We start from the raw sequence: 14430 nt of genomic DNA on the forward strand, positions 1-14430 counted from the left end.
CTGCTACGGGCGGCCCTGCTAAACCCCCGGGGTCCCGCGCCCCGCGGCCCCCCCCACGCTTGGTAAGTCTGTAATGCTGGCTGCTGGTTAGAGCGCGCTGACCTTCTTGGAGATGGCCGACTTGCGGTTGGCAGCGTTGTTCTTGTGGATTACGCCCTTGCTGACGGCCTTGTCCAGCTTGCGGCTGGCGGTCTTCAGCGCTTCGGCTGCTGCGTCCTTGTCGCTGGCCTTGACTGCGGCATCAACCTTGCTGATGACGGTCTTCAGCTCGGACTTCACCGAGTTGTTACGCTGACGCGCCTTCTCGTTGGTGAGGATGCGCTTCTTCTGGGACTTAATATTGGCCACTTATAAACTCTCTTTGTATTGCGGACTTGGTCGGTGAGGGTATTTCAGCCCAGACATTGACTGAGCGGCGTGGGGATACCGTAATGGCGCCTGAACCAAAGTGCCCGTCGACCTGCGCGGACACACAGCAATAAATGTTAGCAGAGTTTGGGCTCCGGTAACTAAAGCGGCGGTTCAGCGTGCCGGACGCATCACGGCCAGCCGGCGGGCAACTGTCTGGAAAACGTTCTTATCCATGATTGCACCTTCCCTGCGCACGCTGCCCGGTTCGAGCTGCAGCACGCGGTCCAGCCTCACCTCGCTGGGCCGCCCCTTGCTGTCCCACGGGCCGGTGCCCACATCGAGGTAGCGGGGATCGGAACCGCTGCTGTTGTTCCGGTCCCGGCTGGTCATCATCAGGCCCAGCAACATGCCGCCGCTGCGCCCGATGAGCAGGACCGGACGGTCCTTGCCCTGGCTGGGGTCGTCTTCGAACGGGACCCAGGCCCACACCACTTCGCCGGGATCAGGATCGCCGTCGGGCTGCGGGGCGTAGACCGGGGTGACAGGACCGGTGTAGTCACCGAGGGAACCTGTCCCGGCGGCCGCCGCGGTGGTCCGCGCGGATGACCGCGACTGCGACGACGGCGGCAAAGTCGACGGCGACTGCCCAGTCGCCGGGCTGCGCGGGGGAGCTGCCTTGGCCCTGGGGGAGGGCGACGGCGTCCGTCGGGTCTCCGGGGTCCGGCCGCCCTCCGGCGTCCGCCGGGTCTCCGGGGTCCGGCGGCTATCCGGTGTGCGGGAGCGGTCCGGGCTGCGGGTCTCACGGCTGCTTTCGGCTGGGCCGGCAGAGGAGGAAGCGGAACGCAGCAGGCGGAGCGCCGTGCGGGCAATCGAGGCAAAAGAGCGGGCGTTAAAGGGCATGGCACTACGTTATGCTCCCCGCCGCAAAACCTCAGGTGCGTCCGGTTCCTGCTGCGGCAGGCAAACGTGGGAGACTGTTAACTCGACAGAACTCCCACTAGAACCGCCAGGACCAAGGACACCCGCGCACCGCGCCGCGTCCGGATTGTCCCGGAACAGTAAAGGAACCGCCACAGTGTCACCCATGGCCCGCTTCTCGCCGGTGCCTGCCGCGACGGATCCGGCGATCATCAGAAATTTCTGCATCATCGCCCATATCGACCACGGCAAGTCCACCCTGGCCGACCGCATGCTCCAGTCCACCGGAGTGGTTGAGCACCGGAACATGAAGGCCCAGTACCTGGACCGGATGGATATCGAGCGTGAGCGCGGCATCACCATCAAGTCCCAGGCCGTGCGCATGCCGTGGGAGCTGGACGGGCAGTCCTACGCCCTGAACATGATCGACACCCCGGGCCACGTGGACTTCACCTACGAAGTTTCCCGTTCCCTGGCTGCCTGCGAAGGAGCAGTGCTGCTGGTGGACGCCGCCCAGGGTATCGAGGCGCAGACGCTGGCGAACCTGTACCTGGCGATGGAAAACGACCTGACCATCATTCCGGTCCTGAATAAGATCGACCTCCCGGCGGCGCAGCCGGAGAAGTACGCCGAGGAACTGGCGAAGCTGATCGGCGGCGACCCGGCGGACGTACTGAGGGTCTCCGGTAAGACCGGTGTTGGCGTTGAAGCCCTGCTGGACCAGATTGTCCGCGAGATTCCGGCACCGGTGGGCGACCCCAACGCTCCCGCCCGAGCCATGATCTTCGACTCCGTGTATGACACCTACCGCGGCGTCGTCACCTATGTCCGCGTGATCGACGGATCGCTGTCCCCGCGTGAACGCATCCAGATGATGTCCACCCGGGCCAGCCATGAACTCCTCGAAATCGGCGTCAGCTCGCCGGAACCCACCCCGTCCAAGGGCCTGGGCGTGGGCGAGGTGGGCTACCTCATCACCGGCGTGAAGGACGTACGCCTGTCCAAGGTGGGCGACACCGTCACCAACCTGGCCAAGCCGGCCTCTGAATCACTGCCCGGATACGCCGACCCCAAACCCATGGTGTTCTCCGGGCTGTACCCCATCGACGGCGCCGACTACCCGGTGCTGCGTGAAGCGCTGGAAAAACTGATGCTTAACGACGCCGCGCTGGTGTACGAACCCGAGACGTCCGCGGCGCTGGGCTTCGGCTTCCGGGTGGGCTTCCTGGGCCTGCTGCATCTGGAAATCACCCGTGAACGGCTCGAGCGTGAGTACAACCTCGACCTGATCTCCACCGCGCCCAACGTGGAGTACGAGGTGACGCTCGAAGACAAAAAGGTGGTCACTGTGACCAACCCGAGCGAGTATCCCGAAGGCAAGATCAAAGAGGTCCGCGAACCGATGGTCTCCGCCACGATCCTGGCGCCGAACGAATTTGTCGGCGCCATCATGGAGCTGTGCCAGGCCCGGCGCGGCGTCCTGGGCGGCATGGACTATCTCTCCGAGGACCGCGTGGAAATCCGGTACCGCCTGCCGCTGGCCGAAATCGTTTTCGACTTCTTTGACATCCTCAAGTCCAAGACCCGCGGCTACGCCTCCCTGGACTGGAAGGCCGACGGCGACCAGGTTGCCGACCTGGTCAAGGTGGACATCCTGCTCCAGGGCGAGCAGGTTGACGCCTTCAGCTCCATCACGCACAAGGACAAGGCCTACGCCTACGGCGTTATGATGACCGGCAAGCTGCGTGAGCTGATCCCGCGGCAGCAGTTCGAGGTACCCATCCAGGCAGCCATCGGTTCCCGCATCATCGCCCGCGAATCCATCCGCGCCATCCGCAAGGACGTGCTTGCCAAGTGCTACGGCGGCGATATCAGCCGTAAGCGCAAGCTGCTGGAAAAGCAGAAGGAAGGCAAGAAGCGCATGAAGATGGTGGGCCGCGTGGAAGTTCCCCAGGAAGCCTTCGTGGCTGCGCTTTCCTCCGACGAATCCAAGGACAAATCCAAGAAGTGACACCCAGTGCACTGCCCCTCGGAGACCCGGCACCCGCCGACGGTCTCCTCCCCGCACAGGCCGCGGACGGAGCAGCGGAGCGGAACTTCGGACTCTACGTCCACATTCCGTTCTGCTCCGTCCGCTGCGGCTACTGCGACTTCAACACGTATACGGCCACCGAGCTGGGCGGCGGTGCGTCGCAGGCAGCCTACGGCGGAACGGCGGCCCGCGAGGTGGTCTTCGCCGCGGACGCGCTGCGGCGTTCGGGCCTGCCGGAACGCCGGATGGGCACCGTTTTCTTCGGCGGCGGTACGCCCACGCTGCTCCCGGCGGAGGATCTTGCGCTGATCCTCCGCACCGCCGTCGACCAGTGGGGCCTGGCTCCCGGTGCCGAAGTCACCACCGAAGCGAACCCGGACTCCGTCACGCCGCAGTCCCTGCAGCTGCTTGCCGACGCCGGGTTCACCCGGGTTTCCTTCGGCATGCAGTCGGCCGTGCCGCACGTACTGGCAGTGCTGGACCGCACGCATACGCCGTCGAGGGTTCCGCAGGCCGTGCAGTGGGCGCGCGACGCCGGCCTGCATGTGAGCGTTGACCTCATCTACGGAACCCCGGGCGAGTCCATGGCCGACTGGAAGCACTCGCTTGAAGAGGCGCTGAGCTACGAGCCGGACCATATCTCCGCCTACGCGCTCATCATCGAGGAAGGAACCAAACTCGCCGCCCGGATGCGCCGCGGCGAGGTGCCGCCCATCGACGACGACGACCATGCCGACAAGTACGTGCTGGCGGATGAAATGATGACCGCTGCCGGGCTGAACTGGTACGAGGTCAGCAACTGGGCGCGTACCCCGGAGGACCAGTGCCGCCACAACCTGGCCTACTGGCGCAGCGATGACTGGTGGGGAGTCGGCCCGGGAGCCCATTCACATGCCGGCGGCGTCCGCTGGTGGAATGCCAAGCATCCCACCGCCTATGCCCAGCGGATCGGCGCGGGGGAGTCGCCCGCCGTCGGGCGCGAGACCCTGGATGCTGATACCCGGTACGTGGAAGACGTTATGCTGCGGACCCGTCTCGCCGAAGGCCTGGCCCTGGACCGGCTGCGTGAGCCCGGCAGGCTGGCCGTGGCGGGACTCATGGCCGACGGCCTTGTGGATCCGAGGGCTGCGCTGACCGGAAAGGTGATCCTCACCCCGGCGGGGCGGCTGCTGGCCGACGCAGTGGTCCGGCGGCTGCTGCCGGACTGAGTTCGGCGGCGTAGCTGCCCTGCACCGCTGCTTCCTGCGGCGCTACTGGATGCACCGCTACTGGATGCGGCGCTACTGGATACGGCGCAGGTTGAGCGGGTAGCGGTACGGCCGGCCGCGGTTGCACTCGATGCCTGCGATCACCGAGGACACGGCAACGTAGACCCAGATCATGGCATTGAGCACGGCGAAGAAGCCGCCGATCTCGGGAATGAAGGACAGAGCCCAGACCGTCAGGGCAGCAATGCTTGGCGGGAGCGTGAAGTTCAGGGCTTCCTTGGACTCCTGTGCAGTGAACGGACCGCGGTCGCGGAACACCAGGTAAATGATCAGCGACGGAACAAAAGCGAGGATGCCGCCGAAGTGCGCCAGAGTTGCCCACTGCCGGTCCTCGGATGCGGTCAGCGGCAGTGCATTGGCCGGGGCGCCCTGGTAAACGGGACGCTGCGCTCCGCCGTGTTCTTCCGGTCGGGGGTGGTGGTTCTGGCGTGTGTTGGACACGGCGTATATTCCTTTTGGCTCATGGTGACACAGGGTCGGTCCGCTACTACGTATTCCTCAAGGGTACTGGCTCGCGCACTTCCTACAGGAAAGGAGGCAGGCAGTGCGATGCGCGTCTCACCCGGGAACGGTCAGGAAATCGATGACTTCCTCCACCCGTCCGAGCAGTGACGGTTCCAGGTCCGCATAGCTGTTCACCTGCCCCAGCAGCTTCTTCCAGCCCATTGCGACGTCGGTGTGGTCCCGGTGCGGCCAGCCCAGTCCCTGCAGGATGCCGGTTTTCCAGTCCAGGTGACGGGGGACAACCGGCCAGGCGGTACGTCCGATCACGGACGGCTTGATGGCCTGCCAGACATCCACGTACGGATGCCCGACAATCAGGACATTGCCCGGCGCGCCGGGGGAGGTCATCGCCTCGGCCGCGATGCGCGATTCCTTGGAGCCTGGAACCAGGTGATCCACCAGAATGCCCAGCCGGCGTCCCGGGCCCGGGGCAAACTCCCGAACTGCGGAGTACAGGTCATCGACGCCGTGGAGGGGCTCGACGACGATTCCCTCCACCCGCAGGTCATCACCCCAGACCTTTTCCACCAGTTCGGCGTCGTGCTTGCCTTCCACCCAGATACGGCTGGCGCGGGCGGTGCGGGCGCGCTGGTTGGCAACGCGCACCGAGCCGGACGCCGTCCGGGCCGGACCTGCCTTGGCTGAAGCGGCAGCCGCGGGCACAACTTCCACCGGCTCGCCTTCGAGCAGGAAGCCGAAGCCCAGTTCGAAGGATTTCTTTTTCCCGCGCCGGTCTTCGAGCACCATCAGGTGCAGTCCGCCGGATTTCTCCACGCGTACCACCGCGCCGACCCAGCCCGAGGCCACGTCCTCAAGGACCAGGCCGGTTTCAGCGCCGACTTTGCGCAGGACGGTCCGGGCCGGCGCGGTGATGTCCTGCGGACCCCAGGAAAAGCTGGACACGGAAGTTGCCTCACTTACGGTTCTGATCGGGCGGAAACCGCAGCAGGCCACGGGTCCCTCAATGCTAGCAACGCTGCCGATCCGTACTAGACTTGGCACTTGAACACTGTGAGTGCTAAACGTCCGGCGCTCTGCCCATAGATCACGACGCAGGTCACGACGCAGGTCACGACGCAGGTCAACAAGCCGATCAAACCGCCGATCAACAGGGAGGGAAAACCATGAGTGAGCCACGCCGACTCGAGGTCCTCCGCGCCATTGTTGAGGACTACGTCCATTCGCGCGAGCCCGTGGGATCCAAGGCACTTGTGGAACGCCACCACCTGGGCGTTTCCTCGGCGACCATCCGCAATGACATGGCCGCCCTTGAGGAAGAGGGGCTGATCACCGCCCCGCATACGTCCGCCGGGCGCATCCCCACTGACAAGGGCTACCGTCTGTTCGTTGACCGGATCTCCGACGTCAAGCCGCTCTCGGCTCCCGAACGGCGCGCCATCCAGTCGCTGCTGGAGGAGGCCGACGACCTCGACGATGTGATGGACCGTACCGTCAGGCTGTTGTCCCAGCTGACCAACCAGGTGGCCGTGGTCCAGTACCCGCATCTGGGCAATGCCAAGGTCCGGCACATTGAATTTGTCCTGCTGGCACCGTCGCAGGTGCTGGTGGTGCTCATCTCGACCACGGGGCGGGTAGAGCAGCGGGTCATTACCGTTCCGCAGCCGGTGACGGAGCCGGACCTGATGGACCTGCGCCAGCACTTCCTGGCCGCGTTGGCAGGCACGCCGCTGAGCAGCATCACCAGCCAGCTGGCCAATGCCCTTGCCACCGTGCCTGCCGATCGCAGGCGCGTCGGCAACTCCCTGGGCCACTGCCTGGAGCAGCTGGCGGGCATCAACCGCGAGGACCGCATGGTGATGGCAGGGACAGCCAACCTGGCGCGCTCCACGGTAGACTTCCCGCTGACTATCGGTCCCGTGCTTGAAGCGCTTGAGGAACAAGTGGTGATGCTCCGGCTGCTGTCCGAGATGGAACAGGATGCGCGCGGCGTTGCCGTCCGGATCGGACGGGAGAATCCGCACGGCGGGTTGTCGGAAGCATCGGTGGTGGCTACGGGATACGGTCCCGACGCCACCGCGAAAGTCGGCATTCTCGGCCCCACGCGGATGGACTATCCCACCACCATGGCGGCCGTGCGTGCCGTGGCTAGGTATCTGTCCCGAATACTGAACAACTAACGCGGTCCCCAGCAGTGACGGACCCGCCCGCCGGGGAACCGGCGGAATCCAACCTCCGTCTTCAAAGTTTGAAGGCACGCAATACAGGAAAGCGATGTGCACGAGTGAGCGATCACTACCAGGTTCTGGGTGTCGGACGAGACGCCACCGGTGAAGAAATCAAGAAGGCGTACCGGAAGCTAGCCCGCAAGCTGCACCCGGACGTCAACAATGCTCCGGGTGCCTCGGACGAATTCAAAGCCGTATCGCACGCCTACGAGGTTCTTTCCGATCCGGAAAAACGGCGGATCTACGACACCACGGGCAACGAGAACGGCAACGACAACGGCTTTGGCGGCGGGGGCTTCGGTGCCCAGGGCTTCGGCTTCCAGGACATTTTCGACACCTTCTTCGGCGGCGGCGCCCCGGGCGGAGGACGCGGACCGGCCTCACGCAGCCGGCGCGGACAGGACGCCCTGATCAACGTCCGGATCGACCTCAAGGACGCCGTCTTCGGCACCAACAAGAAGATCGACGTCGACACTGCAGTCGTCTGCCCCACCTGTGACGGCTCTTGCTGCCAGCCCGGCACCTCCCCGCGTACCTGCGACATCTGCCACGGCACCGGTCAGGTTCAGCGGGCGGTCCGCTCCATCCTGGGCCAGGTCATGACCTCGGCGCCCTGCGGCACCTGCAACGGCTTCGGCACCGTCATCCCCGACCCCTGCCACGAGTGCTCCGGAGAAGGCCGCGTCCGCAACCGCCGCACCCTGACCATCAAGATCCCCGCCGGCGTCGCCACCGGTACCCGGATCCAGCTCGGCGGACAGGGCGAAGCCGGGATGGCCGGCGGCCCCGCCGGCGATCTCTACGTGGAGATCCGGGTCAACAATGACCCGACGTTCCTCCGCGACGGCGATGACCTGCACGCCACACTCACCATCCCCATGACGGCCGCAGCGCTGGGAACCACCGTTGCACTGGAGACCTTCGACGGCGAACGCGAAATCACCGTCAAGCCCGGCACGCAGTCCGGCGAGGTGTCCGTCCTCAACGACCTCGGCGTCACGCACCTGCGGGGCCACGGCCGCGGCGATCTCCGGGTGCACCTGCACGTGGAGACCCCGCAGAAGCTGGACTCCGAGCAGGAGGAACTGCTCCGCCGGCTCGCCAAGCTGCGCGGTGAGGAATACAGCGAGGGAAAGCTGAACAGCTCAGGCAACGGCGTTTTCGCCAAGCTGCGGGACCGTCTGGGCAACCTCTGAGATGACCAACCCGATTTTCTTCGGTGACCCGGCGCAGGTGGCAGCGGCCGGGCCCGGAGACATTTTCCGTCTCGAGGGGCCGGAGGCACGGCATGCGGTGTCGGTCAAGCGCCTCGAAGCCGGTGAAAGCGTGGACGTGGTCGACGGCGCCGGGCGCCGACTCACCGGCACGGTGACGGAAACCGGTGCGTCCCTTCTGGAACTGCGGGTGGCGGACGTCCTTGACGAACCGGTTGCACCCGAACGGTTCCTCCTGGTGCAGGCACTGGCCAAGGGGGACCGGGACGAGCAGGCCGTGGAAGCTGCGACGGAGCTGGGAGTCGACACCGTCATACCGTGGCAATCCGACCGCAGCATTGTCCGGTGGCGCGCCGAGAAGGCGGCCAAGGGACAGGCCAAATGGCAGGCTCTTACTTTTGCCGCGGCCAAGCAGTCCCGGCGTTCCCGGATCCCTGCGGTGGAGCCCGCGCTGGACAGCCGCGCCCTGCCGGCCCGGCTGGCGGAGCTTGACCTTGTCCTTGTGCTCCATGAGGAGGCCGATGTACCGCTGGCGAATGCGCTGCGTGACCTCGGCAGGCGCGCTCCGGACGACGCCTCCGCATCCATTGCGGTAGTTGTAGGTCCGGAAGGCGGCATCAGCCCCGCCGAGCTGGAAGCGCTGCGCGGCGTCGGGGCCGTTGCCGTCCGGCTGGGACCGCACGTGCTTCGTTCCTCCACTGCGGGGCCGGCGGCGCTGGCCGTGCTGAATCAGCTGCTCGGCCGCTGGTAGAGGAAGTCCGCCGGCCTAGTGCCCCGGATCCTGCGGGGACGCCGAGACCGTAATGCGCTTGGAATCCCCGGCGGTTTCCTGCCCGGTGTAGTAGACCCGAAGGCTGTATTCACCCGGGGCGAGGGAAGCAGTGAAGCTGAATTCGCCGGTCTTGCCGGGCGCCTTGTCCAGTTCGACGTTGCCGGAAGCGGCAGCCCCGGATGAGGGCCTGCCGTCCACTATGGGTTCGGCCCGCCAATGCAGTTCAGCCGTCTGCGCCACCGCAGTTCCGCTGACCTCGACATCCGTGCCGCGGATCTCCGATTCCTGCGGATCAATCACCCAGATCGGCGCCACCAGCGCGGGGTCCCTGTTCAGGGGCTCCTCCAGGGGCACATGGCCGAACGCACGGTACCCCTCCTTGCCGTCCACCAGGATCGCCACGCTGCTTTCCTGCCCCACGGTCGTCAAACCCGCGTTGGCGGCTGCCGCCGTGGCTGTGTAAACCAGCTGCTGCACTGCACGGTGGGCCATGCCGGAGTCGAGGGAACCCTTGAACGCATCCGAGGAGATGTCCACGGTAATAACGTTCTTGCTGGAAATGGAGGCGGTGACGCTGTCCGCCGCGTGCCAGGGCGTGAAGTAGTCCTGGTCCAGCGGCTTGTCCGCCGTCATGGCCTGAACTGCCTCACCGATGGGATCACCGGTGTTGTCCGAGTGAAGGAACTCACGGTAGAGACTGACCGTCGAGTCGTTTCGTCCCAGCCAGTACACCGGCATGAGGGTGCCGACGGAACTCGCTTCCGCCGGCGGTGAGACGGTCATGGGAGCAGCGGCGGGGACTTCGCCGGCGTCGAAGGACGAGGGCATCGTGATGGTGGGATTCTCGGCTACAACGCCGCATCCACCCAGCCCCAGTGCAGCCGCGGCCACTAGCGAACCGGCCAGGAAATACCGCTGGCTTAGCCCTCGGAGACAGGACGTTGCGTTGTTGGATCCGGCGTCCATCCATCCTCCTTAGGGGTAACTCGAAAACGTACGTCTTCAACCTTTGCACATGCTTCGGGGCCCGCCCGTGCTGCGGACGGGCCTGCGCCCGGACTGAAACACGATTGAGACATCACCGTTGCGGGGCCGAGATAAAACCGGATGCTGTTCCGTGCGCCGGGGGGTGCATCAAGTAAGATTTAGGTAGCGTGCGGTGCGCGGCGCGCAGAGGCCGCACCCGTGTTCAGGGGAAATAATCGCCTGCATCAGGGCGTTTGCTTTGGTGGGACGGATACCCGAACCAACCGTCACCACCGTAAAAAGTTCGATGAACTTTTAAAACCAGACTCTATAAGGGGCGATGAAAGGCCTGAAAGGGCCGTCTATATGACCGAATCTTCAATGGAAATCGGCACCATTCGGCTGGACAACCAGACAATAGTCTTTGACTCCACGGAACACATGGTCCAGTCGCTGGGTGCCAACGATGAGGCGCTCAGGATCATTGAGACGGCAAATCCCGAGGTAAGCCTGATGGTGCGCGGCAACGAACTGTCCGTATCCGGCCCCGCCGCGGAGGTGGAGCAGACCGTACGCCTGGTCAATGAAGTCCGTGTACTGGCCCGTCACCAGACCCGGGTCACACCGCAGGTTCTCGAGCAGTTGATCAGCATGCTCAAGGACCAGAGCACGCACCGCCCGGCCGATGTCCTGACGCAGAACATCCTCTCCACCCGGGGCAAGACCATTCGGCCCAAGACCCTGAACCAGAAGAACTACGTGGATGCGATTGACCGCAACACGGTGGTTTTCGGCATCGGTCCTGCGGGCACCGGCAAGACGTACCTGGCCATGGCCAAGGCGGTGCAGGCCCTGCAGCAGAAAGAGGTCAACCGGATCATCCTCACCCGTCCGGCAGTGGAAGCGGGGGAGCGGCTCGGTTTCCTTCCGGGGACCCTGAGCGACAAGATCGACCCGTACCTGCGGCCGCTCTACGACGCCCTCCACGACATGATGGACCCCGAGTCGATTCCCCGCCTGATGGCCGCCGGCACCATTGAAGTGGCGCCCCTGGCCTACATGCGCGGCCGGACGCTCAACGACGCGTTCATCATCCTCGATGAAGCCCAGAACACCACGCCCGAGCAGATGAAGATGTTCCTCACCCGTCTCGGCTTCGGCTCCAAGATGGTCGTCACCGGCGACGTTACCCAAGTGGACCTGCCCGGCGGCACCGCCTCCGGCCTGCGGATTGTCCACGACATCCTGGGCGGCATCGAGGACGTCGCATTCTCGGAACTGCAGGCAGTGGACGTCGTCCGGCACCGCCTCGTCAGTGACATTGTCACGGCCTACAGCGAATGGGACGAGGTCCGGCGCTCCGGAGCAGCCCGCGGAAACGGCGCCCGGTCCAACGACGGCGCCCGGTCCAACAGCAGCGGCCACTCCAGTGCCGGACGCAGCCGGGAGGCCCGCGCATGAGCATCGAAGTGAACAACGAATCCAGTGCACCGGCTGTCGATGAAGAGGAACTGGCCCGGCTGGGCCGGTACCTCTTGGACAGCCTGTACGTGCATCCGGAAGCAGACCTGTCCATCATCCTCGTGGACGAGGACGCCATTGAGAAGCTGCACATCGAGTGGATGGACCTGCCAGGTCCCACGGATGTGCTGTCCTTCCCGATGGATGAGCTGCGCCCCGGAACCGCCGGCCGGATCACCCCCGCGGGCGTCCTTGGCGACATTGTGCTGTGCCCGCAGGTGGCGGCCCGGCAGGCCGCCGACGCCGGCCACAGCACCGGTGAGGAGCTGCTGCTCCTGACCACCCACGGCGTCCTTCACCTGCTGGGCTACGACCACGCCGAGCCGGAGGAGGAGAAGGAGATGTTCGGTCTCCAGCGCCGCCTCCTTTCCGCCTACCTGGGTAAACAGGCACCCAAGGAGACCCGAAGTTGAGTATTGGCGTCCTCATCGTCATGGCCATGGCTTTCATGGTCCTGGCGGGCCTGCTGACCGCCGCGGAATCGGCGTACGGCTACCTGCCCCGGCAGGATGCCGAAGCGCTGCTCCACGGCAAGGCAGGAGCCCCGCTGCGCCGTATCCTGGCGCACCCGGTGGCACACATGCATGCGCTGCGGTTCTGGCGCGTCTGGTTCGAAATGGCCATGGCCGTGTCTGTGGCGACGCTCTTCCAGCTGCTGCTGGACAATATCTGGCTGGCGGGCCTGCTTGCCACGGTGACCATGGCTGCCGTCGGTTTTGTCCTCGTCGGCGTCTCGCCAAGACAGATCGGGCGCAAGCACGTCACGGCCGTCGTTGTACTCACGGCCGGACTGGTCCGTGTGCTGCGGACGGTGCTGGGACCGATCCCGGGATGGCTCGTCCGCCTCGGCACCGCCGTCGCCCCCGGCACCCAGGGGCCCGATGCCGCGTTCTTCACGGAAGAGGAATTCCGGGAACTGCTGGACCGCGCGTCCGATGCGGACATGATCGAGGATACCGAGGCGGAACTGATCCACTCGGTCTTCGAACTCGGCGACACCAAGGTCCGGTCCGTCATGGTCCCGCGCACGGACATGGTGTGCATCGAAGCCGGCAGCACGCTGCGCCAGGCCATGTCGCTGTTCCTGCGCTCGGGCTATTCCCGTGTCCCGGTCATCGAGGACAGCGCGGACCATCTGGTGGGCATCCTCTACCTGAAGGACGTCGCCGCGCAGATGCACAGTGACCCGGAGCGGGCCTCGGTGCAGAAGGTCGAGAATTACGCCCGGAGCGTCCGCTACGTTCCAGAGTCCAAGGCCGTAAGCGAGCTGCTGCAGGAACTGCAGCGCGAGTCCACGCACGTGGCGATCGTCATCGATGAATACGGCGGAACGGCGGGATTGGTTACGCTGGAGGACCTGATCGAAGAGATCGTCGGGGAAATCGTGGACGAGTACGACTCGGAGCGCCCCGAGATCGAAGGCCTCGGCGACGGCCGCTACCGGGTCAGCTCCAAGACCGGCATCGACGACCTTGGTGAGTTATTCGGCGTCGAACTGGAGGATGATGAAGTGGACACAGTGGGCGGCCTCCTGGCCAAGGCCCTGGGCCGCGTCCCGATTGTCGGCAGTGAGGTAGTGGTCGAAGGCATCGCACTGCACGCCGAACGGTTGGAGGGCCGGCGCAACCGCGTTTCGCATGTGCTGGCCTGGAACACAGAAAACGAAGAAATCAGCGATGAGGGCAGAAACCCTGCTCCGCGCACCCGCTCTACAGAATTGGTACCCCGTAATGACTGAACCGCAGTTCCGCGCAGGATTCGTTTCCCTGGTGGGCCGGCCCAACGCCGGAAAGTCCACCCTGACCAATGCGCTGGTCGGTTCCAAGGTGGCCATCACTTCCGCCAAGCCGCAGACCACCCGGCACACCATCCGCGGCATTGTCCACCGCGAGGACTCCCAGGTGATCCTCGTGGATACCCCGGGCCTGCACCGTCCGCGGACCCTGCTGGGCAAGCGGCTGAACGAACTGGTGGCGGATACCCTGGCGGAGGTTGACGCCGTTGGTTTCTGCCTGCCCGCCAACGAGGCGGTTGGCCCCGGCGACCGCTACATCGCTGCCCAGCTGGCGGCCCTGAAGCGGACACCCGTAATCGCCTTGGTCACGAAGACGGATCTGGTGGACCGCGCCGCCCTGGCCAAGCAGCTGATGTCCGTCACCGCGCTGGGCAATGAAGTGCTGGGGGAGGCTGGATGGGCCGACGTCGTGCCCGTTTCGGCAGCCGACGGATTCCAGGTCGGTACCGTGGCGGAAGTCCTGGCGGGGCACATGCCCGCGTCCCCGCCCCTGTACCCCGACGGCGAACTGACTGATGAGCCCGAAGCCGTGATGGTGGCCGAACTGGTCCGTGAAGCAGCCCTTGAAGGCGTCCGCGACGAGCTGCCGCACTCGCTTGCAGTAGTGGTGGACGAGATTGTGCCGCGCGAGGGACGCAGCGAAGAGAATCCGCTGCTGGATGTCCGGGTCAACCTCTACGTAGAGCGTTCGTCGCAGAAGGCCATTATTATCGGCCGCGGCGGGTCCCGGCTGCGCGACGTCGGAACCACCGCCCGACGCGGCATCGAGGCGTTGCTGGGCACTAAGGTGTACCTCGACCTGCACGTTAAAATCGCCAAGGACTGGCAGCGCGATCCCAAGCAGCTGGTGAAGCTCGGTTTCTAGTCCGGAGCGGCCCGGTCCCGTATCCACAGGATCTGGCC

At 65.3% G+C, this 14430-nt stretch carries 14 protein-coding genes; 9 read left to right on the forward strand and 5 right to left on the reverse strand.

What is annotated here, in order from left to right; translation table 11 throughout:
• Positions 1 to 87: 87 nt before the first annotated feature.
• Positions 88 to 348, reverse strand: a complete 261-nt coding sequence (gene rpsT / locus NNX38_RS08655) for a 30S ribosomal protein S20 (RefSeq protein ID WP_146361896.1) — start codon at positions 346 to 348, stop codon at positions 88 to 90.
• Positions 349 to 522: 174 nt separating this feature from the next.
• Positions 523 to 1251 carry a type II toxin-antitoxin system PemK/MazF family toxin gene (locus NNX38_RS16920; RefSeq protein WP_370646403.1) on the reverse strand — a complete coding sequence of 243 codons (729 nt, stop codon included), beginning with the start codon at positions 1249 to 1251 and terminating at the stop codon, positions 523 to 525.
• Positions 1252 to 1426: 175 nt separating this feature from the next.
• Here NNX38_RS16920 and lepA point away from each other — a divergent pair, with 175 nt between their 5' ends.
• A complete protein-coding gene (lepA, locus tag NNX38_RS08665) occupies positions 1427 to 3280 on the forward strand; it encodes a translation elongation factor 4 (RefSeq protein WP_255797630.1) in 1854 nt (617 codons plus the stop codon).
• The gene (gene hemW / locus NNX38_RS08670; protein WP_255797631.1) at positions 3277 to 4509 is read left to right on the forward strand and encodes a radical SAM family heme chaperone HemW; all 1233 of its coding nucleotides are present in this window, start codon (positions 3277 to 3279) and stop codon (positions 4507 to 4509) included. Before lepA ends, hemW begins: the two co-directional genes overlap by 4 nt.
• Positions 4510 to 4581: 72 nt before the next feature.
• Here hemW and NNX38_RS08675 read toward each other — a convergent pair whose 3' ends face one another.
• The gene (locus NNX38_RS08675; RefSeq protein WP_255797632.1) at positions 4582 to 5010 is read right to left on the reverse strand and encodes a DUF4870 domain-containing protein; all 429 of its coding nucleotides are present in this window, start codon (positions 5008 to 5010) and stop codon (positions 4582 to 4584) included.
• Between the two features lie 117 nt (positions 5011 to 5127).
• Positions 5128 to 5976, reverse strand: coding sequence for a DUF3097 family protein (locus NNX38_RS08680; RefSeq protein WP_255797633.1), 849 nt, complete (start codon positions 5974 to 5976; stop codon positions 5128 to 5130).
• Positions 5977 to 6197: 221 nt separating this feature from the next.
• Between NNX38_RS08680 and hrcA the strand changes: the two genes are divergently transcribed.
• The 3 genes from hrcA (at position 6198) to NNX38_RS08695 (ending at position 9224) form a co-directional block, all read left to right on the forward strand.
• The gene (hrcA, locus tag NNX38_RS08685) at positions 6198 to 7211 is read left to right on the forward strand and encodes a heat-inducible transcriptional repressor HrcA (protein ID WP_255797634.1); all 1014 of its coding nucleotides are present in this window, start codon (positions 6198 to 6200) and stop codon (positions 7209 to 7211) included.
• A 104-nt stretch (positions 7212 to 7315) separates the two neighbouring features.
• Positions 7316 to 8455 (forward strand): molecular chaperone DnaJ, encoded by a 1140-nt coding sequence (gene dnaJ, locus NNX38_RS08690; protein WP_229951825.1) that lies wholly within the window; start codon positions 7316 to 7318, stop codon positions 8453 to 8455.
• Between the two features lies 1 nt (position 8456).
• Entirely contained in the window at positions 8457 to 9224 is a 768-nt protein-coding gene (locus tag NNX38_RS08695) for a 16S rRNA (uracil(1498)-N(3))-methyltransferase (protein WP_255797635.1), read from the forward strand.
• A gap of 15 nt (positions 9225 to 9239) precedes the next feature.
• On the opposite strand, the gene NNX38_RS08700 is transcribed toward NNX38_RS08695, so the two are convergent.
• A complete protein-coding gene (locus NNX38_RS08700; protein WP_255797636.1) occupies positions 9240 to 10211 on the reverse strand; it encodes a GerMN domain-containing protein in 972 nt (323 codons plus the stop codon).
• Between the two features lie 381 nt (positions 10212 to 10592).
• Here NNX38_RS08700 and NNX38_RS08705 point away from each other — a divergent pair, with 381 nt between their 5' ends.
• From NNX38_RS08705 to era, 4 genes are read left to right on the forward strand one after another with little or no spacing between them, the layout of a single operon-like run.
• Positions 10593 to 11672 carry a PhoH family protein gene (locus tag NNX38_RS08705; protein ID WP_370646406.1) on the forward strand — a complete coding sequence of 360 codons (1080 nt, stop codon included), beginning with the start codon at positions 10593 to 10595 and terminating at the stop codon, positions 11670 to 11672.
• Positions 11669 to 12145 (forward strand): rRNA maturation RNase YbeY, encoded by a 477-nt coding sequence (gene ybeY, locus NNX38_RS08710; protein WP_255797638.1) that lies wholly within the window; start codon positions 11669 to 11671, stop codon positions 12143 to 12145. The genes NNX38_RS08705 and ybeY overlap by 4 nt, the downstream gene beginning before the upstream one ends.
• A gap of 20 nt (positions 12146 to 12165) precedes the next feature.
• On the forward strand, positions 12166 to 13470 hold the full coding sequence (locus NNX38_RS08715) for a hemolysin family protein (protein ID WP_370646407.1): 1305 nt from the start codon (positions 12166 to 12168) through the stop codon (positions 13468 to 13470).
• On the forward strand, positions 13463 to 14392 hold the full coding sequence (era, locus tag NNX38_RS08720; protein WP_255797640.1) for a GTPase Era: 930 nt from the start codon (positions 13463 to 13465) through the stop codon (positions 14390 to 14392). The genes NNX38_RS08715 and era overlap by 8 nt, the downstream gene beginning before the upstream one ends.
• The last annotated feature ends 38 nt before the right edge of the window (positions 14393 to 14430 follow it).

Source organism: Arthrobacter sp. zg-Y238, from assembly GCF_024385525.1.
GTDB lineage: Bacteria > Actinomycetota > Actinomycetes > Actinomycetales > Micrococcaceae > Arthrobacter_B > Arthrobacter_B jinronghuae.

What these genes read in the sequence shown, in the direction of transcription:
- NNX38_RS16920 (WP_370646403.1), bottom strand. Translation starts at nt 1,251, where the DNA reads ATGCCCTTTAACGCCCGCTCTTTTGCCTCGATTGCCCGCACGGCGCTC.
- hrcA (WP_255797634.1), top strand. Translation starts at nt 6,198, where the DNA reads ATGAGTGAGCCACGCCGACTCGAGGTCCTCCGCGCCATTGTTGAGGAC.
- NNX38_RS08695 (WP_255797635.1), top strand. Translation starts at nt 8,457, where the DNA reads ATGACCAACCCGATTTTCTTCGGTGACCCGGCGCAGGTGGCAGCGGCC.
- NNX38_RS08700 (WP_255797636.1), bottom strand. Translation starts at nt 10,211, where the DNA reads ATGGACGCCGGATCCAACAACGCAACGTCCTGTCTCCGAGGGCTAAGC.
- NNX38_RS08705 (WP_370646406.1), top strand. Translation starts at nt 10,593, where the DNA reads ATGGAAATCGGCACCATTCGGCTGGACAACCAGACAATAGTCTTTGAC.
- ybeY (WP_255797638.1), top strand. Translation starts at nt 11,669, where the DNA reads ATGAGCATCGAAGTGAACAACGAATCCAGTGCACCGGCTGTCGATGAA.
- NNX38_RS08715 (WP_370646407.1), top strand. Translation starts at nt 12,166, where the DNA reads ATGGCCATGGCTTTCATGGTCCTGGCGGGCCTGCTGACCGCCGCGGAA.
- era (WP_255797640.1), top strand. Translation starts at nt 13,463, where the DNA reads ATGACTGAACCGCAGTTCCGCGCAGGATTCGTTTCCCTGGTGGGCCGG.